General features: G+C 58.1%; 27 protein-coding genes. 14 read left to right on the top strand and 13 right to left on the bottom strand.

Annotated features, from left to right (window positions below):
- Position 1 precedes the first annotated feature (1 nt).
- A complete protein-coding gene (locus LDZ28_RS32500) occupies positions 2-1,264 on the top strand; it encodes a Y-family DNA polymerase (RefSeq protein WP_244832528.1) in 1,263 nt (420 codons plus the stop codon).
- Positions 1,265-1,485: 221 nt separating this feature from the next.
- Complete coding sequence (locus LDZ28_RS32505) at positions 1,486-2,874, top strand: hypothetical protein (RefSeq protein WP_244832529.1); 1,389 nt, start codon at positions 1,486-1,488, stop codon at positions 2,872-2,874.
- Positions 2,875-2,995: 121 nt separating this feature from the next.
- Here the strand turns inward: LDZ28_RS32505 and LDZ28_RS32510 are convergent, their stop codons facing one another.
- The 3 genes from LDZ28_RS32510 to LDZ28_RS32520 form a co-directional block, all read right to left on the bottom strand.
- Positions 2,996-3,637 (bottom strand): DNA ligase, encoded by a 642-nt coding sequence (locus LDZ28_RS32510; protein WP_244832530.1) that lies wholly within the window; start codon positions 3,635-3,637, stop codon positions 2,996-2,998.
- Entirely contained in the window at positions 3,621-3,815 is a 195-nt protein-coding gene (locus tag LDZ28_RS32515; protein ID WP_244832473.1) for a hypothetical protein, read from the bottom strand. The genes LDZ28_RS32510 and LDZ28_RS32515 overlap by 17 nt, the downstream gene beginning before the upstream one ends.
- Before the next feature lie 171 nt (positions 3,816-3,986).
- Positions 3,987-4,973: an aldo/keto reductase gene (locus tag LDZ28_RS32520; RefSeq protein WP_244832532.1), complete on the bottom strand. Its 987-nt coding sequence runs from the start codon at positions 4,971-4,973 to the stop codon at positions 3,987-3,989.
- Between the two features lie 267 nt (positions 4,974-5,240).
- On the opposite strand from LDZ28_RS32520, the gene LDZ28_RS32525 reads away from it, so the two are divergent.
- Positions 5,241-6,158: a LysR family transcriptional regulator gene (locus LDZ28_RS32525; protein WP_244832474.1), complete on the top strand. Its 918-nt coding sequence runs from the start codon at positions 5,241-5,243 to the stop codon at positions 6,156-6,158.
- 105 nt (positions 6,159-6,263) lie between these two features.
- On the opposite strand, the gene LDZ28_RS32530 is transcribed toward LDZ28_RS32525, so the two are convergent.
- Entirely contained in the window at positions 6,264-6,713 is a 450-nt protein-coding gene (locus tag LDZ28_RS32530; protein ID WP_244832475.1) for a hypothetical protein, read from the bottom strand.
- Between the two features lie 541 nt (positions 6,714-7,254).
- Here LDZ28_RS32530 and LDZ28_RS32535 point away from each other — a divergent pair.
- Entirely contained in the window at positions 7,255-8,340 is a 1,086-nt protein-coding gene (locus tag LDZ28_RS32535; RefSeq protein ID WP_244832476.1) for a hypothetical protein, read from the top strand.
- A gap of 258 nt (positions 8,341-8,598) precedes the next feature.
- On the opposite strand, the gene LDZ28_RS32540 is transcribed toward LDZ28_RS32535, so the two are convergent.
- Complete coding sequence (locus LDZ28_RS32540; RefSeq protein WP_244832477.1) at positions 8,599-9,465, bottom strand: hypothetical protein; 867 nt, start codon at positions 9,463-9,465, stop codon at positions 8,599-8,601.
- 428 nt (positions 9,466-9,893) lie between these two features.
- On the opposite strand from LDZ28_RS32540, the gene LDZ28_RS32545 reads away from it, so the two are divergent.
- The gene (locus LDZ28_RS32545; protein ID WP_244832478.1) at positions 9,894-10,811 is read left to right on the top strand and encodes an ArdC family protein; all 918 of its coding nucleotides are present in this window, start codon (positions 9,894-9,896) and stop codon (positions 10,809-10,811) included.
- The gene (locus LDZ28_RS32550) at positions 10,811-11,092 is read left to right on the top strand and encodes a hypothetical protein (protein ID WP_244832479.1); all 282 of its coding nucleotides are present in this window, start codon (positions 10,811-10,813) and stop codon (positions 11,090-11,092) included. The genes LDZ28_RS32545 and LDZ28_RS32550 overlap by 1 nt, the downstream gene beginning before the upstream one ends.
- Positions 11,093-11,208: 116 nt before the next feature.
- Here LDZ28_RS32550 and LDZ28_RS32555 read toward each other — a convergent pair whose 3' ends face one another.
- The 6 genes from LDZ28_RS32555 to LDZ28_RS32580 form a co-directional block, all read right to left on the bottom strand.
- Positions 11,209-11,487, bottom strand: coding sequence for a hypothetical protein (locus tag LDZ28_RS32555; protein ID WP_244832480.1), 279 nt, complete (start codon positions 11,485-11,487; stop codon positions 11,209-11,211).
- Positions 11,488-11,497: 10 nt separating this feature from the next.
- The gene (locus LDZ28_RS32560) at positions 11,498-12,025 is read right to left on the bottom strand and encodes a hypothetical protein (protein ID WP_244832481.1); all 528 of its coding nucleotides are present in this window, start codon (positions 12,023-12,025) and stop codon (positions 11,498-11,500) included.
- 191 nt (positions 12,026-12,216) lie between these two features.
- Positions 12,217-12,954 (bottom strand): hypothetical protein, encoded by a 738-nt coding sequence (locus LDZ28_RS32565; RefSeq protein WP_244832482.1) that lies wholly within the window; start codon positions 12,952-12,954, stop codon positions 12,217-12,219.
- Between the two features lie 3 nt (positions 12,955-12,957).
- On the bottom strand, positions 12,958-13,293 hold the full coding sequence (locus LDZ28_RS32570; protein ID WP_244832483.1) for a helix-turn-helix domain-containing protein: 336 nt from the start codon (positions 13,291-13,293) through the stop codon (positions 12,958-12,960).
- Positions 13,290-13,685 carry a type II toxin-antitoxin system RelE/ParE family toxin gene (locus LDZ28_RS32575; RefSeq protein ID WP_244832484.1) on the bottom strand — a complete coding sequence of 132 codons (396 nt, stop codon included), beginning with the start codon at positions 13,683-13,685 and terminating at the stop codon, positions 13,290-13,292. Before LDZ28_RS32575 ends, LDZ28_RS32570 begins: the two co-directional genes overlap by 4 nt.
- Before the next feature lie 241 nt (positions 13,686-13,926).
- The gene (locus tag LDZ28_RS32580) at positions 13,927-14,247 is read right to left on the bottom strand and encodes a hypothetical protein (protein ID WP_244832485.1); all 321 of its coding nucleotides are present in this window, start codon (positions 14,245-14,247) and stop codon (positions 13,927-13,929) included.
- Between the two features lie 425 nt (positions 14,248-14,672).
- Between LDZ28_RS32580 and LDZ28_RS32585 the strand changes: the two genes are divergently transcribed.
- On the top strand, positions 14,673-14,900 hold the full coding sequence (locus LDZ28_RS32585; RefSeq protein ID WP_244832486.1) for a hypothetical protein: 228 nt from the start codon (positions 14,673-14,675) through the stop codon (positions 14,898-14,900).
- Between the two features lie 22 nt (positions 14,901-14,922).
- Here LDZ28_RS32585 and LDZ28_RS32590 read toward each other — a convergent pair whose 3' ends face one another.
- The gene (locus tag LDZ28_RS32590) at positions 14,923-15,471 is read right to left on the bottom strand and encodes a GIY-YIG nuclease family protein (RefSeq protein WP_244832487.1); all 549 of its coding nucleotides are present in this window, start codon (positions 15,469-15,471) and stop codon (positions 14,923-14,925) included.
- Positions 15,472-15,502: 31 nt separating this feature from the next.
- Between LDZ28_RS32590 and LDZ28_RS32595 the strand changes: the two genes are divergently transcribed.
- The 7 genes from LDZ28_RS32595 (at position 15,503) to LDZ28_RS32625 (ending at position 21,756) form a co-directional block, all read left to right on the top strand.
- Positions 15,503-16,030, top strand: coding sequence for a thermonuclease family protein (locus LDZ28_RS32595; protein ID WP_244832488.1), 528 nt, complete (start codon positions 15,503-15,505; stop codon positions 16,028-16,030).
- A gap of 59 nt (positions 16,031-16,089) precedes the next feature.
- Entirely contained in the window at positions 16,090-16,431 is a 342-nt protein-coding gene (locus tag LDZ28_RS32600) for a hypothetical protein (protein WP_244832489.1), read from the top strand.
- Positions 16,432-17,203: 772 nt separating this feature from the next.
- The gene (locus tag LDZ28_RS32605; protein ID WP_244832490.1) at positions 17,204-17,977 is read left to right on the top strand and encodes a ParA family protein; all 774 of its coding nucleotides are present in this window, start codon (positions 17,204-17,206) and stop codon (positions 17,975-17,977) included.
- A complete protein-coding gene (locus LDZ28_RS32610; RefSeq protein WP_244832491.1) occupies positions 17,974-18,345 on the top strand; it encodes a hypothetical protein in 372 nt (123 codons plus the stop codon). Before LDZ28_RS32605 ends, LDZ28_RS32610 begins: the two co-directional genes overlap by 4 nt.
- 436 nt (positions 18,346-18,781) lie before the next feature.
- Complete coding sequence (locus tag LDZ28_RS32615) at positions 18,782-19,306, top strand: hypothetical protein (RefSeq protein ID WP_244832492.1); 525 nt, start codon at positions 18,782-18,784, stop codon at positions 19,304-19,306.
- 658 nt (positions 19,307-19,964) lie between these two features.
- The gene (mobC, locus tag LDZ28_RS32620) at positions 19,965-20,333 is read left to right on the top strand and encodes a plasmid mobilization relaxosome protein MobC (protein WP_244832493.1); all 369 of its coding nucleotides are present in this window, start codon (positions 19,965-19,967) and stop codon (positions 20,331-20,333) included.
- Between the two features lies 1 nt (position 20,334).
- Positions 20,335-21,756 (top strand): relaxase/mobilization nuclease domain-containing protein, encoded by a 1,422-nt coding sequence (locus LDZ28_RS32625; protein WP_244832494.1) that lies wholly within the window; start codon positions 20,335-20,337, stop codon positions 21,754-21,756.
- Positions 21,757-21,762: 6 nt separating this feature from the next.
- Here the strand turns inward: LDZ28_RS32625 and LDZ28_RS32630 are convergent, their stop codons facing one another.
- Entirely contained in the window at positions 21,763-22,350 is a 588-nt protein-coding gene (locus tag LDZ28_RS32630; RefSeq protein WP_244832495.1) for a hypothetical protein, read from the bottom strand.
- Positions 22,351-22,365 lie beyond the last annotated feature (15 nt).

Here is a 22,365-nt window from a genome sequence, read left to right on the forward strand (position 1 = left end):
CGTGCCGGACCCTGTTGCCCTTGTCGATTGCAATAACTTCTACGCCAGCTGCGAGCGGCTGTTCCAGCCCGCGTTGCGCGGACGTCCGGTCGTCGTGCTTTCGAACAATGACGGTTGCGTAGTCGCCCGCTCGAACGAAGCCAAGGCGCTCGGAATCGAGATGGGCGAGCCATGGCATATCTGCCGCGCCCGCGTTGACACGCAAGGCGTGATCGTCCGTTCCAGCAATTACACGCTCTACGGCGACATCAGCGCCCGCGTGATGCGCGTGCTGGAGGGTTTCACGCCCGAGCTTGAGATTTATTCGATCGACGAGGCCTTTCTTGGCCTCGCTGGCTTCGAAAATCGACTCGACGCGCACGCCCGGGCGCTGCGCGCGACCGTGCTGCAATGGACCGGCATCCCGGTGTCCGTCGGCATTGCCCCGACCAAGACCCTCGCCAAACTCGCCAACCGCGCCGCGAAGAAGGCGCCGGAGAGCGGCGGCGTCATGGCGTTGCTGACGGCTGCCGATCAGGAGGCCGCGCTTGCGAAGGTCGAGCTGACGGACCTCTGGGGCGTTGCGACCCGCATGGCGGAGCGACTGCACGCCATCGGCATCCGGACCCCGCTTGATCTCCGCAGCGCCGACGCCAAGTTTGTGCGCATGCACACGAGCGTCGTCATGGAGCGCATGGTTCTGGAGCTTCAGGGCGTCCCCTGCATCAGCCTTGAGGAGGCACCGCCTGATCGCAAGATGATCCTGGCATCGCGGTCCTTTGGCCAACGCGTCTCGCACCGGCGAGAGCTGGACGAGGCGGTGACAAGCTTCACGGCGCGGGCCGCCGAGAAGCTGCGCCGCCAGGATCTAGCCTGCGGCCGTGTGGTCGTCTTCATTCACACGGACCGTTACCGGCCGCAAGACCGGCAATATGCCGCCGAACGGGCGATTACCCTGCCCGTCGCGACGGCCGACACTGGAAAGCTGAACCGGGCTGCGCTTCAGGTGCTCGATACGCTTTTCCGGCCCGGCCACGCCTACAAGAAGGCGGGCGTCATGCTGCAGAACCTGGTTCCCGCCCGGACGGTTCAGGCCAGCCTGTTCGACGCACCTGACGATCCGAAGACAATCGCGCGGATGCAGGCGCTCGATAGACTCAATGCCCGCTTTGGCCGGGGGACCGTAACCTTCGCCACCATGGGCCATCAGCCCGCCTGGGCGTTGCGGAAGGATTTCATCAGCCCGCGCTACACAACGTCCTGGAAGGAATTGCTGTGCGTCTAGCGGCAATAACAAGGTGCCGGCCTTCCGTCGGAGATGTCGAGTTAGGCAGTCCACATTTCGAACCGACTGAGATGGGCAAAATGGCGGCTTAATGCTAGGTCAAGAACTGGTTACACCGAAAATCGTGACATATGATCCAGTGTCAGCAAGAAGCCTGCAAACGTTATAGGACCGCGAAAATTAGATAGTAATCCTTCATAAAGAAACCCCGGAGAGCCGCGATGAAAACGAAGAAGCGCGTGTTCAATGTTGCAGTCAGTATCTTGTTCCTGTCAGCGTGCTCTGGGCCGGTCGTCAATCCAAGTACTTTGGCAACGCAGTGGAGCGACCGGCTTCGGGCCTACCAAATTTACCCTGTCTTCCCGCCACGGGAGGATCTCCAGGTCGGCGACCTTTATCTCGTTTGTGATTTTCCATCAGACTCTAGTGTCAGTAAGGATAATTCCGGCCCAGCGCCACAGTCCATCTGGCTTGCCCGCTTGGACCTCACGTCGTTGATTAAAAGCAACTACGCAGCGTCCGTGCGCTTGCCGGGCTTAACGCAGCAACAAGGTATTAAAGGCGCCCTTGCTGATCCGAACAGTATCGGCGCAATGCCATCGAACGCTGACATTGTCGACACAGACCATAAATTCGTGCTGCGCAACGTTTCTTTGCCAGAATTCTTCTCGACGTCGATTACTTCTTTTCAAGCAAGCGCTTTAGTCCCCGCCGGCGTTGTGCTCGCGGGGTTGGGCCTTTCGAGCGACGACGTCGCTTCGATATCCATCAATATTCCTGCAGCAGGTTCCTACGGCGTTCCATTTGTGGCTGGCCAACACGAGATATATCAAAAAATCCAGAGTGATCTAGGGTCAGCATTCTGGCCTTGGTCAGAGCAACTCAAACGTTCTTACACGCCTCAATGCGGCACTGGTGGAGTTGCCAAAATAGTCGGTATCACCGAGATTTATGCCGCATATGCAATTAGCGTTAACTTCTCGTTTGCAAAAGGTGCGGCAGGCCGGCTATCAGCGAAGCTTGATGCGCCGGCCAACACCACGCGTAGTGCCACGTTGCAAAATCTGGCAAAAACAGTATCTGATTCACAAGCAGCCCAGGCTAAACAAGCCGGTAACGGAGCTGCAGCAGGGGGGGGAGCTGGGGCCGGAGCTGGAGCTGGAGCTGGAGCCGGAGCTGGAAGCGGTACTGACGAAGCGAACCAGCAAGCCAAATTAAATTCATTGCTGGAACTTTTAACGCAACAAGCCACGGGGTTCGAACAGCAAAAATTCGCGGGAGTTTCCGCGCAGATTATCTCTGGGTCGACGTCGGGCATCCGCGTGGAGCGGGTATTTTCCAATCCTGTCGTTATTGGTTATCGTGCTATTCCGCTCGCCCAGCAGGTACAAGCGCCAGGTGCCGCAGGGCAGGCAAGTCCTCCAACCAATGCGCCTCCTGCAGCTTCACGTTCTCAGCCACAACCGCCCGATAAGGATTGCGGTGCAATTCTTTGCCGCCCCGGGCCTTTGAAAGAGGATTACAAACTTCCCGAAGGGGCTGCCGGCGCTATTGATCAATTTCGCCGAGACAGTTCAACCGAAAACCAGCAAAAAGAACCCCCTAAATAGGGTACATCGAGTCGACAAACAGCGGTAGCCTTGCGGAAGCCCAAACGCCCCAGGCTGCCTACGCATCGATCGCCGCGAGATCCCTAGCTAGCAGTTAGAAGCAGGTTTCTAGCATCGAGCGCTAGGCAGAGCTGCCCCAGCCAAGCGCGGCAGGGCGGCTGTAGGCGGCATTCTTGATTTTCAGCCAGTCCCGTGACCGGCCGCTCTGGTAAGGAGAATCGAGGCGCTTCGCGATCATCCCTTCCAGGTCTAGAAGGCTCGCTTGCTCGAACACCCATTCCCCGTTTGCGACAATGCCCTTCGGGCAGACCAACACGCGCGTGTCGTCAAAACTATCGCGCAGTGCGCGCTTTCGCTCCCCGAGCGGCAGCTTGCGAAGGTCGCTTTGACCTGCGGCAAGGAGATCGAAGATGTAAAGCCGGGCCGGATTTTCGCGCGCGGCCGCTTGGACATTCCTCTGTATGCGCATCCGGGCGCAGCCCTGCAGCCGCTCGAAGGACGGGCGTCCATTCTCCTCATAGACCGTGAGTTCGGCGTCCCATATGAAACTTCCAGGCACGGCCGCCACTGCGTCGGCCACGTCCGGGAAAGAGTGATTAAGCGGGTTGCCGTTGCGCGAAATCAGCTCGACCGCAGCTCCGCTCTTTCGGATCAGGACGCGGTAGCCGTCGTATTTGATCTCGAAAATCCAGCCCGCGCGGGAGAACGGCGTCCGCGTCAGCGTCGCGAGCATCAGGTCCGCAGCGTCAATCGGCGGCAGCATGCCGTGCAGCCGGCAGTCGGGCGCTCACAAATGCGAGCTTCGCCCAGGCATAGGCTTCGGGGGGCACCTCGCCAGGGTTGCACCCGGCATAGGCGCAGAAGTGATCGAAGTCGTCGAGCGCGGTATGTCCGAGTTCGTCCGGCTCAGGCGGCCTCGCTTCAAGGATACCGGCCAGCATTTCCTCAGGTTTTCCGTAGCACATAGCGCACTCCCAGGACATGGCTGTGGATCCAAGCAAGAGCAGTACCGGCCAGCCGCACTTGGCTGGGCCGGAGCTCTTACTAGGGCCAGGCCGTAGCGGTTACTCATCCGCCTGTTTGGTGATCGTGCGCCTTTGGTGAAGACAATATCAAACCGAGTAGTCGATCTGGCTCATATGGTCTTTGCCCATTCTGTCGCCGAAGACAGGAAATTTCGAGAGCTTGGTGTCAATCTCCTGAACGTCGGCGGCTGTGAATTGGAGGCGTTGGGCGCCAAGGTTTTCGAGCAGATGCCTTTCCGTGCGCGTCCCCGGAATCGGAACGATATTGGGGCCTTTCGCCAGCAGCCACGCCAGCGATACCTGCGATGGCGTCGCCCCTTTGGTTGCTGCGTACTCCTTGAGCCAATCGACGATTGGCATGTTCAACTTCATGAATTCCTTCGAAAAACGAGGGAACCCGGCCCGAAAGTCATTTTTCTCGTCGAACTTAGTGTTCGTGTCGAAGGCGCCTGCCAGGAACCCCTGCCCCACCGGTGACCACGGCACGAAGCCGATACCCAGCTCGTTACATGTCGCCAGCACCCCGTTCAGTTCGACATTGCGGGTCCATAGCGAGTATTCCGTCTGAACCGCGGCGACAGGTTGCACGGCATGGGCGCGACGGATGGTCTTTACGCTCGCCTCGGAAAGTCCGAAATGCAGCACCTTCCCTTGGCTGATCAGATCCTTGATCGCGCCGGCGACATCCTCGATCGGGACGGCCGGATCGACGCGGTGCTGGTAGTACAGATCGATGTGATCGGTTCGCAGGCGTTGCAACGATTCCTCGACCACTTTGCGGATATGCTCCGGCCGGCTGTTCAGCGCAATCGTTCCGTCAATTGCAAAGCCGAATTTGGTGGCGATCTGCACCTTGTCCCGGAATGGCGCAACCGCTTCGCCGACAAACTCCTCACTCACATACGGCCCGTAGACCTCGGCTGTGTCGAAGAACGTGATGCCATGCTCGAAAGCAGTTCGTATGGTCTTTACGGCTTCGTCTTTCGAGACCGGGGCATTGTAGTTACCTGCGAATGTCATACAGCCGGCACCGAGTTCGGAGACCTGCAATCCGCCTAATGAGCGCTGTTTCATAACTTGTCCTTCTACGGGTTGTGCGTGGGTTTCTTTTGAAAACGCCTTACCAAAACCCAGAGTGAGCTCTGCGGCAACGACCCCTCCCAGCACAATGGATTGCTTCAGGAATGTGCGGCGGCTGTCGCATTGAAGACCGGGGTGACGTGGTGGTTGCATGGTCTTCCCTCCGGGGATGTGCGTTTTCAAAGTGCGTACTGTCAATCTAGCACTGTGAAACTCATACGATTAGATGGCATAGTCCTCTTGCCGTTATAAGAAGGGGTTATGAATATGAAGGAGAGCCTGGACGACCTTGCTGCATTCATTTCAGTGGCGACGAACAAGAGCTTTACGCGAGCGGCGGCACAGTTAGGGATCTCGCAGCCAGCATTAAGCGCGAAAATGACGGCTCTCGAAGAGAGATTGGGAGTCCGGCTTCTAATGCGCACGACCCGCAGCGTCTCCACGACCGAGGCAGGCGAACGGCTGCTCCGATCGGTTTCCCCTCACTTCGAGGGGATTGCTTATGGCCTCGCCGAGCTGAACGCGGTGCGGGACAGGCCAGGCGGCAGCCTGCGGATAACATCCGTCGAGCACGCTTCCCGGAAGATATTGGTGCCAGCCCTGGCCAGGCTGTTGCCCAAATATCCCGATATCAGCGTAGAGGTCATCAATGATTACAGCCTGGCCGACATCGTGGCGGAGCGCTTTGACGCGGGCATTCGCCTTGGCGTGCAGGTAGCGCAAGACATGGTGGCCATGCGGATCGGCCCCGACTTCGAACAATGGGTCGTCGGCGCACCCGCCTATCTCGAACGGTATGGCACACCGTTAACCCCGAACGACCTGAGAGAGCATCGCTGCATTTCCCTGCGCCTGCCGACGTCCGGCGGCGTCTGGTCCTGGCCCTTTGTCAAGAACGGGCATGAGATCAAAGTACGGCCTGGAAGCGAGCTTTCGTTCAATACGATCACTCTTCAACTAGACAGCGCCGTCGCCGGGCTGGGCCTTGCATACCTGCCGGAAGACGTTGTAAGCGATGACATCGCGACTGGAAAACTTGTGCGCGTATTGGCGGACTGGTCGATGCGGATGTCCGGTTACCACCTCTATTATCCAAGCCGTCGTCAGCCCAGCCCTGCTTTTACCGTTTTCGCTAATGCGTTGAGATACAAACCAACGGCGGTCTCGGAGGACGGTTAGCAGGCCTTGTGGAGCTTCTGCGCATGCTGGATGCGACGTTTCAGCCCGGCTTACAGGGGCTGGGAGGCGTGGGCCTACTTCAACCAATTTCATCTTCGTGCGCCGCTACGCCGGGTATTCGTTCGCCGTTAATTCGCAGCGGATGGATCGCACCTCATCTCGCGTGTCATGGCGATAGATGATGTAGCCCTCCAGGCGGCGATTGTCGTTTGTAACCTTCAGTGCTCCGGCGCCGCGGCTCGGCCGGCGTTCATTACTGGCGCGGAACTCGAATGTCAGCGTGTCGAAATTAAACGAACCGGTGATGACGTATGTCCGAACGGGCTTTCCGTCTTCGCTCGTCGTCATGGATCCGCGAAAGCGAGCGCCCGGCTTCGGGATCTCCAGATGAATCTGTGCCGTCGTGCGATCCCTGAATTTAAGGACGCCTGTGTAGTTCGTGTGCAGCCGGAGTGGACCCCCGTGCGTCAGATAAAGACCGAGATGCCTTCCGGCGAGAGTGCCGACCAGGGTGAAGACCGGCTTGAGCGCAAATTCCAAGATTTCCTTGATCAACGCGGCCTCCCGTTCGGCTTATGAAATACTATAAGGGAGCCCAGGCGTTGTTTGTCGCAGCGTGCTTAAAAGATGTCCGGGCGAATCCCATTCGGGACCGGGCTCTACTCGGCTTCGCCTCCCCGAGCCGCCTAGAAGCATCTCGGCCATACCATAACGATCTCTTTCGCAAAGACAGCGAGACGGTATGGCTAAACGGCGCTGTCCCTGGTGCGATGCAAAAGACTGCTTCTCCCGGCCTTCACTAGCGACGAGACAGTTACGACCGGTTGCAATTTCTTGTGAGTTCCAAAAACCCGATCTATTGAAGCAACAGCGCAAGCGTTTGCGGTTTTTGCTCGACTGTCCCAGCAGGGCCTACAAGCACGCTATGAATTTTCACAACGTCTCTTCGATTTTCGTCGACCACGAATGTGAACGCCTCGACGATCCGGCGCAATTCAACGAATTAAATATTAGCTAAGTCATTGATATATAAGAAAAAGCGCTTCTGGTAATTTGATTTCCATTGCTATCCTGAAGCCTCGAATCGAGGTGTGTCATGGGTAAAGGGAACCGAATTGCTCGCTGCGGTCGCCGACTTGGCGACCTGATCTGGGGTCTTCCGGGCTATGCCAAGGCAGTGCTGGCGGCACTCATCTTCGGCAGCACGGAAGGATCGGTTAAGTCGCTTCTTGACCACATGAGCCTTGACACCTACCTGCTGGCGCGGGCATCGATCGCGTTCGCCATGTTGCTGGTCTGGATGCAATGGCGCGCACGAGGCGATTTTTATCGCACGGGGCTCAACCCGCGGAGTGTCAGGCCATTGGCATGGCTTCGCGGCCTGGCGTTTGTGACATGCACGGTGATGATGACGATCGGCCTCGTTAAAAATCACAACCAGATGTTCGCCTATGCAACCTTCCTGATTCATCCGGCTGTGACGTTGCTGTTGATGCAACTAAAAAAGAATGAACGGGGCAGCTTCCTGCAACTGGTCGGACCGCTAGCCATCACGGTTGTCAGCGCCGTAGCTTATGCGCTGCATGGCTGGCAGCATGGAGGCGTCTGGGACATGATGCTTTGGTACGTCGCCCCTGCCATCGGTGGAATCTGCTTTGCCGGCGAGAACGCCCTTTCGGGTGAGATGGACAGGTGGTACCAGTACGACGCCCTTGAGGTGACGTTCTACACGGCGTTCCCGACGCTTGTGTTCACCCTCGTCATCTGCGCGGGGATCTGTGGCTGGAACCACGGCGCGTGCATGCGCCTCGACATGCAGAATTGGGAGGACTTGGAAGCGATTTTGAAGCTCATCGCCTTTTCGCTTGTTGCCCCGTTTGCCGCTGTGCTGCTGAACGATGCATTTGCGAACGCGATGCCCGAGCAAAAGCCAGGGATGGCGGCGCTCGATCTTCTAATCCTGCCGTACGCGGCCGTGGTAGGGCTGTTCACGCACTCGGTCACGTTCTTTTACGAGAACCCGAAGGTTCCGGCTCTGTGGAGCGGTGACGGCGTCCTGCTTCTCTTTATCCTCATCGGCGCTGTTGCAACGGTTTGCGTCATCGAAAAGATAAAGCTAAAAACGAAGCAGGATGGAAAGACCGTTTCCGTTCCGGTTAGCGATAGCCGGGCGCCGGATTAAGGGCGTGTTGTGCCGGGTGGGAAGCGCCCTGCCCGGCCTGAACGTTCGCGGTTCCGTCGTTCCAATCATGCGTTGCGAGCGCTGCCGCCAGCCCAAGTCCCGCGACCGCTGCGACGAACGTCACTGTGCAAAGACGTTTCAACCCGGCTTCGTCATGTTGCTGGGTGGTCGCATGCGTCTTATCTCTGGACATCAGAGCACTCCTCTTCTGGTGTGTGATCCATTTACAGAAGCATCTTTTCGTTCGCAAACGCAACATTAAAATCGAATAACGTTGTCGCTGAAGCTGATTTTGAGCTTCATTTTGACGGATTCCGGAATATCGTCCGTAATATCCAGCGTTTTTGTAAGCTCGTCCGTGGAAACCTGAGTGCGCTCGATGTAGATGGGCGAACTGAACAAGACGTTCGCTCCGTAGCATCCCGTCACCATCCCCTGCATCACCACAATTTGGGCCTGGTCCGACAGCGTATTGTCGATGATCGTCAGCCGGGGCGGTCCGGACTGGCCTCCACGCCGGCGCGTGAACATCACATAGTGGCGGGATTTCTTAATCAAAAAACCGCAAAACTCTTCTTTCAGGCTGGCGGTGTTATCCCAGCCGGTAAAGACATGGGTTTCTGTGACCTCAACCGCTCCCGTATCTTCGTCGTGGCGAATGGACAGCATCCCTTTCGTGTATTTGCCCGGAAGATGAAGCGATGGAGCCCAGACGGTATAGAGGCCTGGCGCTTCCCTGGACAGTTCGCTCAGCGACTGTTGATGTGTACCGAGGAAGTGCGTCAAGGCGTGAAACAAGGCTGCAGGCTCGCGCGCAGCGCCTTCTTTCTGCCACTGATCGGTTCCCCAGTGGTTGTTCCAGATATACCGGACGAGATCCTGGTGGGACCGGTCGTTTAGGGCTTGGGAATCTTCGCGTATGAAGCCGTGAATTGTCTGTGCTGTGACCGCTGGATCCTTGCATTGCTCTGATAATTTTTCAGAAGTGAGCTCTTTCTTGATTTCCGGAAACTGGCGCAACTGTTTGATGCGCAGCCGGAGCCACTCCCGGCTGGCGTCCGAGACGATGAGCGACGTTTCGAAGCTCCACTCTTCACCAGACCCATTTCCTTCGATCTCATTCACGAGCGTCTCCCGTCATGCGCCGGCATCGGGTCGATGTGTAGGCAAGTATAGATACTGAAGTTTTTCATCAAAATAATTTCAGCTTCTCTTGAGCGAATCCGCCTGTCGACGGACCGGGCTCTACTCTGCTCCCGCCTCCCCGAGCCGCTTGAAAGACGCGTCTCGGCCATCCGGTAACGATCCCTTTCGCGAAGTCAAAAGCCAGCTTGATTGAAGGGCCTAAGGGGCTCTGCCCCTGGCGCTTTCCGGCGCAAGGTCTTCGACCGGGAGGGAAGGTATCCCCATCTTCCGCGCTGCGCTTGTGCAGACGGAGTGATGCCCCTCCCTCCCCTCCCGCACCTCCAATTGCCTCCCCGGTCTGCGCCCGACGGGCAGGGGTAATCGCGAGCAAAACCGCGATCAACCCCAGGCCCTAAAGGAGAACCGCCATGAAAGCCAATGCAACGACGCAAGCGGACGTCTATACCCGCGTGACGGACAAGATCATTGCCGACCTCGAAAAAGGCGTCAGGCCTTGGGCGAAGCCATGGAAGGCAGGACAAAACCCGTCCGGCATCACCCTGCCTTTGCGGCATAACGGCGTGCCCTATCGCGGCATCAATATTCTGCTGCTGTGGGGTGAAGCGATCGAGAAAGGCTACCAGTCCAACCGGTGGATGACCTTCAAGCAGGCTTTGGAATTGGGCGCGAATGTCCGCAAAGGCGAGCATGGATCACTGGTTGTTTTCGCCAACAAACTGACGACGACAGAACAGAACGACGCCGGCGACGAGGTGGAACGCGAAATTCCCTACATGAAGGGATACACCGTGTTCAATGTCGAGCAGATCGAAAACCTGCCGGACGGCTATGTCACGACGCCGGACACCCTGCCCGACGCGGAGCCGATGCAGCTGATCGAGCATGCGGAAGCGTTTTTCGCGAAGACCGGCGCGACCGTGCGCCATGGCGGCAATCAGGCCTATTACGCCCCTGCCCTCGACATCGTGCAGCTGCCGCTCCCGGAAAGCTTCACCAATGCGGAGAGCTACGAAGCCACGAAAGCCCATGAGCTGACCCACTGGACAAGCCACAAGAGCCGCCTCGACCGCGAGCTGGGCAAGCGGTTCGGCGATCACGCCTACGCCGCCGAGGAATTGATTGCTGAAATGGGCGCCGCCTTCCTGTGCGCACAGCTTGGCATCAGCCCGGAGATCCGCGAGGATCATGCGGCATACCTCGATCACTGGCTCAGCGTGCTGAAAGCCGACAAGCGCGCGATTTTCACCGCTGCCAGCAAGGCGCAGCAGGCATGCGATTACCTGTTTTCCCTGCAGGGCGTCAGCACCCAGCAGGAGGCGGCCTGATGAAAATCTATCATGTCAGCTGCCCGATGAAGATCGGGCAGCACGAGTGGCGGCTGATCATCCGCGACTTCTATATTTCCGGCCGGGTTAAGGCATGCACCGAATACGAATGGAGGAAGGACGGCGGGCCATGGCGAAACGCCAAGGACTGGCCGACCTATGATTCCAACGATACCTATAACGGCCTGCCGAGGAGCCTACAGAAGCTTTTCGACGCCAACAAGGCGGCCGTCGATCTATTCATTTACGGCAAACAGCCGGACCAGCTGCCGTTGTTGTAGCGGTTTCAAAATTGTCCGGCTGCTCATGCAACCGGACATATCTCCTGATACGCACGGCGATAGCAATTTGCTATTACTCTGCTAGCAAGGAGCAAGCGGTCCCCTGTCTTCGTATATCAGCCCTGCTGTTTCGCGGGAGCGGGTGGGGAACCGACTTTCACAGGCGCCGGGCAATAAGCAAATTGATGAATCTCGCAGGCCCGCGCTTCAATCTTGTCGAGATTGACGACGATGGTGAGGATGGCTGTGGTGAGCAAAGCCGCAAACGCGATTTTCTCGGCCGTCGTCATGCCTCCGGCCTTGAGCTTCTTACCGTGCCAATAGAGCCCGTCGCCATCGACGCTGAGATGCTCGTAGTCGTCTTTGGTACCAAAAGCGCGGCCGCGTTTTGGCATAGTCCCCCCGTTAAAGGGAATTCTGTTCCAGGAACAGCTGCACTTGTTCGCGCATCGCCGCCATGTCAATGCGGCGTTGTTCTTCCGCCGCGTCCATCTTTTCCATGACAGACTGGAAGGACGCGTTCATCTCGATGCGAAGCGATGCGACTTCTTCTTTTGTCGCCATGCGCTGCTCGACGCTTTGTTGAAGCTTGCCGAAACTCGATTGCAGCCGGTCGACATTGGCGCTCAGCCGATTGACTTCGGCTGTCAGAAACTTGCGGTTCCGGTCGATGCTGTTTTCCAATTCTTCGGACTTTCTGATGTTTTCGTCGTGCCGCGCCGATCCATTTAGGTCGATTTTTTCGGCAATGACAAGATGGTTGTGCAAAAGCTTCAAGACATCCTGCAGCAGCACATTCGTGTTTTTCTCGTGCTGGGCGCTGTTCAGCATGTCCCGCTGCTGTCTGAACATCTGTCCAAGGTCCGAGGACGAAGCGCCGCCCGTGACCGTGGGCGCAACGAAAGCGGACACAGGCGAATTCGGGTTGGGCATCGGAAGCCTCCAATTGGCGTCTCGGCGGAGTATAAAGCGCCAGAACCGTTCCTGGGAACGCCATAATCCAGCTTCTAGGGCAAACGTAGCCGCTTTGTGCATGTCCGGCCTATAGACGGCCGTCCTTGTACAAGCCCCTCGCTAGCACGCTAGCAATATGCTTACGACCTGATAGCGACGAGGGCGGAGCCTTACTTGTAGACCTCTTCCGTTTTCGACTGAATCGATCCGGAGAGTTCTTTGAGGGTGACGATCACATGCCGGAAGTAGTCTTGGTCGATGACTAATTCTTGGCCAACCTCGCCACGCCGGAGATCGCCCACCTTTTCGAGATACAGAAGATTGATCTGGCCGCTACTGTGGATGATGATGTCCCGGGAGGCCTTGATTTCGATGAAGGCCTTCACTGTCGCGTCGTCCAGCTCGATGGCCAGAACCTTTGCCGCTTTATCGAGATACTCCCTTGGTTTCCCGAACATCAATCCCTCGCACCGTTGTGCGACGAAGCGCCGGATTACATCCTCCCTGCTCTCATGTTCGAGGAACAGATCAAGCGGGATACCGTTTTTCTCGGCAAGTATCGAAAGTTTCTTCGGAAACGCGCATGCTACCGTGGCGACGCTGTCTTGTATGAACGCTTCGACCCGCGACACCAACGACACAATGTTGGTCTCGAAAATTCCTCGCTCATGCTGCGCCGAAAAGATCGCGCCGATGTCGTTGTCGAGCCGCTTGCTGACGACGAAACCGCTGTGTTTTGGAACTTGATAGGGCTTCTTTTCCTTACTGTCGGAATTTAAAAGCTCTTCTGCCTTCTCTTCAAGGTCAGGCCTCAGCAGTTCCGTGAAGATCCATGCATCGTTCAGATGGCGGTAGAGCCGGATATGACGTTTGTAGATTGCTTTGGAGACTTCGCTTTCCCGCGCCACGCTCTAGCCCACCGTGAGGTGGACTTCCTTGCCCGCGCGCGCAAGGAGCGTGATCAGCATGTCGACGGTGAACTTCGATGTTTTCTTGTTGACCACGTCGGTCACGCGCGGACGCGCGACCTTCAGGATTTCCGCCGCCTCGTATTGCTTGTAGTGATTGGCTGAGATCCAAGCCGTCAGCTCATCCATAAGCTGGACCTTAACCGCTCTCGCCGCGTTGATTTCCGAGTCGAGATCGGCTTTCAGCGCTTTGGCTTCGGCTTTGCCGAAACCCAGCTCTTCGAAGATGTTCGCGCCCGGCTTGGTGCGATGGCGCGTTTCCGTATCGATCTTGGTCATTTTTTCTTCCTTTCCTGCACGACCGCCTTGTATCGCGCAATCGCAATGTCTTTATCCGGCTGAGAGGTCGCCTGGGTCTTCTTCTGGAAGCAATGCAGGACGTAAATTGCTTCCTCGAACTTCGCCACGTACATCACCCGGAAGATCCCGGCTGCGTCCTTGATCCGGATTTCCTTAACGCCCTCCCCAATATTTTCGAAAGGCTTCCAATCATCCGGGTCTATTCCGTTCTGAATCTTTCCGAGCTGGAAACCAGCCTCCCGGCGGACCTCTTCAGGAAAACCCAGAAGGTCCTTCAGGCTTGAGCCTTTCCAGTCGATTCCCTTCTCTTTCGGTGGGGCCGCAACGACCGGCGCAGGAGCTGCTTTCTGTTCTTTCAGTTTCTTCGCCATCTTAGTATAAAATCTTATACCTATTTGTAGTCCAGTTCAATCTTTTCAATCTCGGCGCGTCGAAACGAAGAACAGAAAGAACTTCATCATGAAATGCAACGAACAGTCTGCCGTCGTAACGCCCAAAGACGCACCCAGTCTCATCGCCTGGTACGTCGTTGAGTGTGGCGAGAAAAGCTTCTGGACGCGGATCAGTGCGGCATGGCCCCATGCCGACGATGCTCAGTTTCTTATAAACCGGTCAGCCGCTCAGCGCCGCTTCAGTCCTGGCCTTGAAAACAATCTTTCGGTGTTCGCGTTCGGCCTGTTCCCAGGATGCCGACCGGATCGCAACGCCCGTTGACTTGCCGTCGAAGAAAAAGGCCGTTTCGAACAGGAGCGGCGTGTCTGTATTCGTTCCGTTCGGATCGAGGCCGGTGAAGATGGTGGAAATCAGAGCGCCATCCAGCTCATCACGAGCGACGACCCGTTCCCCTGACTTGACGGAAGCTTCATACCATTCCGCCCATTCCTGACCGGTCGCGCACTGGACCGGCCGTTTGTTTTCTAGCTTATAGAACATCCATCCGTCTTACCGTGCCCGGACCCCATCGTCAAACACTGTGAAGGGCTGCGCTGTCCATAAGGCGGCTCCGCTCCGCTGCCACTGTTTTCCGGAAATTCGGTTTTGGCCATAGACGCCCGCTGATAAACCTCTGGGGCGCGGGCCTATAGGAACCCGCCTATTTATCGGAAACGCGCACAGGCGAGCGAGATAAGCGGCAAAGCGTCGATTCCGTGGACCGTGGTCTCTGTCGCCGTTTGATGCCCTTTTCTGTTTGCCCGCTTCCCTTGATACGCCGTTGTACCCGAGGCCGGACGGCCAGCAACACACTGCCCGCTCCATTCGCTTCGCTCCCGTGTTGGGTGTTTCCCTGACGGTGCAGGCCGTCCTCTGACCCCGGTTCCTTTAGGCGCATCGAAGCGACCCAACAGAAAGGAACGATCATGAAAAACGACGAGCAATCCACAGCGGCCACGAAAGACGCGCCGAGCCTTATCGCCTGGCACGTCACCGAACGAGGCGGAAAGAGCTTCTGGACCCGCATCGGGGCAGCGTGGCCTCATACCGACGAAGCCGGATGCACCGTGCAGCTGGACCTGATGCCGATCAGTGGCGGCCGGATCATCTTACGGGCCCGCAGCGAGGAGCAGGACCAGCAACAGGCCGATTAGACGCCGTGCTAGCAGGTAGCCGCTACCTGCTAGCAGCCTGTTCGACGGTAACGAAAGCGTTCAGAACAGACGCAGGCAGCCAGCCTGGCAACGGCGGCTTGAACACGGCCAGCACGACGATCAGCGCCGCGCCTGCCAGGGCAAAAAGCACAGGCAGGCTATCGCCGCCCCTGTGCCTTTTCCTCTTTCTTCGTCCGCTCTGCGTCCGTGTCAGGCGCGGGCGGTACGGGCGGCGCAGCATCGAGCCCGCCGCCGCCTCGATCACCTGCCGCGCGGTCGCCACATCGGCGCGGAAGAACTCGCGCCGGTTGCTGACCCGGCGATCGCTCATCATCCGATGAACGATCGCCTCAACCGCTGCGCAGTCGGTAACGGCCCGGCACCATTCGAGCTTGAACGGCTCCGGAACACCCGTTGCCGCCGCCAGCTCGCCCATCCGCGCGGTCGGCGTCCGCGTGGTCAGGCCGATTTTGACGAGCCCGGGCATATGCGGGTTCGTCAGGACATATATCCAGCCAGGCGCAGGCGATGATGAGGGCAGGCGGTCCTCCTGTTCGTCGACGCCGAGCATAGGACTTCCTGGCTCGAAGTTGGAGCTTCTTATGCACGGCAATCTGTTTTATACCCGTCCCATGAAAGCAGCTCTGACCCTTGCCGTCTGTCTGACTCTGGCCGTCGTGATACCGGCGAATGCCGCGACAATCGCCGGCCGCGTGGTCGGGATCACCGACGGCGACACGCTCACTCTCCTCACGTCCGACCGTCATGCCATCAAGATCCGTCTTGCCGACATCGACGCGCCAGAGAGGCACCAGCCGTTCGGGTCGCGCGCACGTCAGGCGCTCTCCGATCTGGTGTACGGGCGGAACGTCACGGTATCCGACGAGGTGGACGATTCAGGCCCGGATTTGAAACAGGACCCGTATGGGCGATCGATCGGCCGCATCCGTGCCGGCGACGAGGATGTAAATGCTGAAATGGTCCGCGAGGGCATGGCGTGGGTTTATACCGCTTACAACCGGGATCCTTCCCTGCCTGGCATTGAGGCTGAGGCGAGATCAGCCGGGCGCGGGCTTTGGGCAGATCCCTCCCCTACTCCGCCTTGGGAATGGTGTAAGGAGCGTAAATAGCCTTTCCCATGCGCTCAAAGATTCCGTGTAGATTCGATGAAACGAGATGGGGAACCGCCATGGGGAAGCTGCAATTCACATTCGACGTTGATCCCGACGCGAACGGCGTTTATGACGGCCGGGAGCTGGCAAAACAATTTATCGGCGCGGCTTTCAAGCTTCTGGTCCCCTATGTGGACGGGTGCCCGGCCTGTGCCGACAATCTGATGACCGCCATCGCCAATGACGTGATGGAGCAGCTGCATGAGGAAGGTCGGCAGCAAGGCGGCCTGGAAAGCGGGACGTATTCGACCGGCGACCCAGCCAGCAAGGCCTTACGGGTTCGCGAGCATCTGGATGCCTCCAAGGAGGAAACGGCGGCAATCCTGGGCATCACGGGCGAAGGCCACACCCATCATTGACCGGGAGAGCCAGGTGTTACCTCTGGCGTGGTCGCGGCAAACCCCATAAACGTTGATTTACCGCCGCGGCCGGATTTCTGGAGCCGACCGAGTGTCGGGGCTGCTGGACGGTGCAGGCGCCGATCCGCGATTTTCCGGCCCCCCTACCCCCTCGCCATCCGCAAAGCCGCCAGTAAGGCGCAGCTCTGCCGCTTCATGGACGCGCTGCATTAGCCGCAAGGCCTTTTCGTCTGAATTTGTGTGCTGGTCGTAGAGACGGAAGAACGCTCGGAAGGCGCTTTCGTGCAGCAACGGCCAGTCAGCGCCGCTGCCATTCCGACGGTCAAACAGCTTGACCATCGCCGCCATAATCCGCTCTGCCCCCTCGCCTGCATTGGCTGGAGGCTGAACGGGCATATGTGGCGTTGTGCGGCGTCTCATTGGGGTCTCCCTGCTCCCATATTTATTCCCCGGTCGTGACGATGCAACAAAATACTGGCACGCGTAAGGAAAGCACTTTGGCTGTCTTAAAAGCTTTACTATAGGCTTCCCTATATGCATTCCCATGCGCTTTCTGAAAAGCTTTCCTATTAGCTTTCTACAAAGCTGCCTATGTAGCTTTCCTAACGGCTTTCCTAAATACTTTCCGATACGAAAGCCTTAGGGCTTTCTTTCATGCATGCCCATAAGCTTTCCTAGTGGCTTGCCTAAGAGCTGTCCTTCTGGCATGCTGGTCAGAATGCACCTTGGAAAGCTGTTCTGCTTTCTTCTCGCACTCATACATGAGGTCCCCATGCCAACGATTTCATTCGTCAGTCCCAAAGGCGGCGCCGGCAAGACGACATCCGCACTGTTACTTGCCACCCAGCTCGCAGCCCGCGGCGCCCAGGTGACAATTATCGACGCCGATCCGAACCATCCCGTCCGGACGTGGGGGGAGGGGGGTAATGTCCCGGAAAACCTCACCATCGTTTCGAATCCTCGACCGACGAAGCAGGCTGAGGCCGATGTTGTCATTCCGGGTGTGGAGACGCGCCAGGTCAACTCTGAAACGATCCGCGACGTGATCGAGGAGACCGCGAAGGAGTCGCAATTCGTCATCGTGGATCTGGAGGGGACCGCCGAACTGATCGTCGGGAACGCGATCGCTGAATCCGATTTCGTCGTGGTGCCGACGCAGGGATCCCAGCTGGATGCCGAGCAGGCGGGCAGGGCGTTCGCGCTGATACGCGCGCATGAGCGCACCGTCCAGAAATACCGCCCTGATTATTCGCTGCCATACGCCGTCGTTTTTACCCGGACGAATGTCGCGATCATGAGCCGTGACACACGGTTCATCCGGAAAACGTTCGAACAGGCGGGAATTCCTTTCCTCGATGTCGAGCTTCACGAGCGCGCCGCTTTCAAGTCGGTCTTTTCGTATCAGCGGCCGCTCGACAAGCTCGATCCCAAAGAGGTATCGGGCGTTGAAAAGGCAGTCGAAAACGCGGAAGCCTTCACGCGCGAAATCGTGACGCGCATCCGTGATGCCATGCAACAACAGAAACAGGTGAAGGTCGCATCATGACGCGCGCAAATCCACTCGCCAATCTCGAATCCGATCCTCTCGAAAATCTGGACGCCTTTAAGCCCAAGTCGGAGGCCGAACCGAAATCGACCGCCGAGAAACGCGCCGTTGAGCAGAACGCGATAGAAAAGGGGTTTGTCAGCCGAAAGGCTGAGCCGGCGCGCAATACCGATAGGGAGCGGCCGCGCTATTACCGCAACGGCCGCAATGTGCCCCTGAATTTCAAAGTCACGGAAGACGTGAAAGAGCAGCTGCATCGCCTGCGGGACGAGCTGGATCAGCCGCTTGGCGTGGTTCTTGAGGAGGCTCTGAACGCCCTGGAAGAGAAAAAGGCCGAAGTCATCGAAAGGCTGTATGCAAAACGATGATCGTTTGTGCGTGTCAGACGCGGGCGGTTACAGGCGGACTTGCAGACCAATGCAGTCCATGGAGTAGGGCAGGGGCAGGGTATGGGCGTGTCCCCTCCGGGGCCGGGCTCTACTCGGCTTCGCCTCCCCGAGCCACCTTAAGCGGGTGTCTCGGCCCATTCGGGTAACGATCCCTCACGCGCAGAGTGGACAGACACGCTGAAATGTCGGAAAAACAGAAAGAAAAAAGGCAGGAAGAAAGGGTGGGGCTGCGCCCCCTGCCGTCAAGCAACAATTCGCCGCAAGCGGTTTTGGCTCCCCCACGCTCGAAGGCGAGCGCGGTCCCCCCAAAAAACTTCTTCGAAGTTCGAATTCTTGACGGCATCCCCCGCTCATTGCCGCTTGGCTAGAAGGGTTGCATGCGCAACCCTTAAAACAAAATGAAAGGAAAAAGCCAATGAAAACGATGATCGCACATGAGGGGATCACAACCGAGCTCACGCAAGAGGCATGGCAGAAGGGCACCGTTCAGCCCGGTAACTACAGTTATGACGCGCTTATAGCTCCGGCTCCTGACAAACAGGGCATCGATGGCAGCGAAGTCGTTGGATTACGCTTGAGAGATCGCAGCGGCCTTGTGTCTCACATGGAATGGGGCTGGTATCCGTTGCAGGTTGAGCCAGGTTCGGAAGCGGCAAAGGTCATCGGGCGGATCGTGGCGTTCTATCGCGACAATGCTGGAAACCTCCCGTCGACCCGTTTGCCGCCGATGCGAGGCGATAGTGACAGCCGTTATAAACGTGGCCATTCCATGCTGATGCATTTTGCGGCCCTTGCAAAGAATGTCGAATTCGAAGACATGCTTGCGGAAGCTTTGGCCGACCTGATGCAATACGCGAAACGGTGCGAGTTCAATTTCGAAGAAGAGCTGAACAAGGCCCGCACGATGCACGAAAGCTACGTCCACCACGCTAACGACTAGCCGGCCTATCGTCGGGCACTGAATGGTAGAGGAGGGGGCTCGCAGGCTCCCTTCTTTTTTGTCGCCCACACAAGGCTGCGGACTCCGGTTCGCAGTCTGCACAATTTTTTGGGTTATCTGTTTGCTCGGGTTTGCACCGACGGTCCAGTCATGCCGCAGCATTTGACGATGTCCGTCTGAGCACATGCGCGACTGGCACAGCCAGCAAGCAGACCTCAGTGGAAACGCAAAGGCCAGCCCGTTGCCTGGCTGACCTTTGCTGGGTTATCCCCCTGGGCGATCCTGACATCCCTGCCGGACCGCATCGCCATCTAAGCCGTTTTTAGCGCTCGAAACAAGAGGTCATCCTTCTGGCCCTATCCTAGCGAGAGGTGTCGGAGAGGCGGCAATGAGCCTCTCTGACCGACGGCCCCTCGGCCGGCGTTTTCTCCGCTCTTCGGAATTTCTCTGCTTAGGCTGTGGATTATCTGCAATCCGCCTTGCCTACGACTCGCGCTCTGGTGGTAGCCTATGCACTGCAGGGTAGCCAGATATGTTTTTGTTGCACAAAAACCGCCGCTCGTTGGCGACGTCTGGCCCTTTCAGGGGCATTGCCCGGATGCTATCCGGGCCGCGCGTCAGGCAAAAATGCCGCCGCGCGATAGCGAGGGTGTTTGCTATGGCCAGACCGACGAAGTCGAACGCGGAGAAGCGTGGCCGGGTCACAGGCGTCCGCCTGTCTCCCGCGGAACACGACGCCTTGCTTTCGCGCGCCATCGCGTCCGGCCTCTCCTTGTCCGAATATCTTCGCCTGTCCGGGCTGCATCGACCGCTGCCGTCACCGGCACTTCCTCTTGCAGCGGCAAACACCTCGTTTGAGCTCGTCGAGCAGCTGCGCCGCATGGGCGTCAACCTCAACCAGCTGACGCGGTTGTCGCATGTTGACGACGTGCATCACGCACGGCTGGCTGCTACGCTCGACGATGTGCGCAGGCTCCTCGCGGTCCATTTGCCGCCGGCGAACGACGCCGACGACACGGAGCGCTGACATGATCCCGCACACGAATAGCGGTCGCGGCTTCGTTGGCCTCGTGCGCTATTTGATGCACGACAAAGGCGCCACCACCACGGACCGCGTCGATCACATTCATACCGAGAACATCGTTGGCGGCACCGCCCGCGCGGCACTGTCTGAAATGCTCTGGACGTTTAAGCGCCAGCGCGAATTGAAAATCAGCGCCGGCGTCAAGCTGACCGGCCGTAAGCTGGAGAAGCCGGTCTATCACCTGTCTTTGTCCTGGCACCCCTCCGAAAACCCTAGCCATGCACAGATGGTTCAGGCCGCCCGCGATGCCCTCGCCGTACAGGGCCTGCAGGATCACCAGGTCTTGATGGTCATCCATAACGACACCGACCATCGGCATATCCATCTGATGGTTAACCGCGTCCATCCACTGACGGGCGTTGCGGCTACCTTGAGCCTCGATCACCAGAAATTCAGCCGGTGGGCCGAGAGATACGAGAAGGAGCACGGCAAAGTCTGGTGCCAGCAGCGTGTGCAAAACAACCTGGCGCGGAGCTTCCGCCGCAGCGCGGGCGGAAAAGGGAAATTCATCAAAGACGCTCGAAGCCAACGCGGCGACAGCGCAGCCGCTCACGCCGCGCGCGCAGCGAATGGAGCGCAGCAGGGCAGGGGGAACGGACACAAGAATCGCGATCAGTCGCATGCCACACACACGACGGCCATGGCGCGGCAGGCGGCGCTCGATAGTCGCCGCAACGATCGCGAGCTGTATCGCGCCGGCGAAATTCAGCCGACCGACGGGACGGTGAAGGCGATCGCCCAAAGGCAGGCGCGAGAGGAGGCGGCCGATAAGGCCGCGCAGAAACAATTCTGGTTTGCAAAGAACCTTGCCGCCAATCGGTTACAGCAGCGGCACCTTTCGCAGTCGGCGACGGCCGGTAAGGTCCATTACGACCGCAAACAGGCGGCGCAGCGGAGGGTTGAATCCACTTATGGGGAAAGCCGACGCGCGCTCGAGCGCGAGCTTGCGACGATCAAGGCGCGCATGAATGGCGGTCTGGCGGGCCGCATCGTAGCCCGCCTGAAGCAACTGCCGCAACGCAAGATAGAGGTTGAAAAGACCCTGGCCGATATTGCCAAGCGGGCAGCTGAAATTCTCGAACCGGTGCATTCCCGTTGCACCAAAGAGGCCGAAGTCCTGCAGGAACGGCAGGAGCGGGAGAAAGCAGAGCTGGAGAATCTGTTCTCCCTCGGTGAAAAGAATGGCTGGAGCGTTCCCTCAGGCTACGAGCCGCCTGAACGGGGCAGACCAACAGGCGCGAGCCAAGACAATGAACAGTCGAAGCATGCCGAGCAGAATCGTCAGGCTGAAATCGACGCGCTGCGCAAGCAAATGGAAGAGCGGGACAGGGAAGACCGGGATTACGGCCACGGCCTGGAGCGATGACGGACGCTAGCTTGCTTCCTCCATCAGCTCATCGAGCGCCACGATGTTCTCTTCGGCCAGTTCAAGATCGGACTTCAGGATCGTGAAGGCGTTTTCCGGTGCGCAGGCAAGGGCGGCCTCTTGAGCGATCTCTGACGCCGCAAAAGCAATGTGACGGGCCTCATAACCCTGCCGCGTCAATTCGACGGCACAGGCTGCAAACCGTCCGATGCACTGATCACGTTGCGGGTGGATCCTGGGGGTCCGATTGCAAGGATCGATGTCTTCGACAATGGCCGGCATCTGAAACAATTCAGACGATTGCAAGGGCGGCCGTTCTCTTTGATCGAACGTCGAATCACAGTACGTTACGTAAAACGGCTCCAGATCCTTCAATTTTTCGCGCGCGTTATCCCGCTCCTGGACAAGGAGTCGGCGGCAGGTTTGGGGGTCCGTTTGCCGGATATATTGCTCTGACACAGTCGCTGCGCCCACGGAAATATGTTCGTAGGTGTAAGTCTCGTTTCTCAGCGATGACATGACAGCTGAAAGGCGCTGTTTGCACTCATCTTTCTTCGGATTGCTCATGAAACCCGGTAATCTGGGATTTGTCATCGATGCCTCTCCTGG

Source organism: Caballeronia sp. TF1N1 (assembly GCF_022878925.1).
Classification (GTDB): domain Bacteria; phylum Pseudomonadota; class Gammaproteobacteria; order Burkholderiales; family Burkholderiaceae; genus Caballeronia.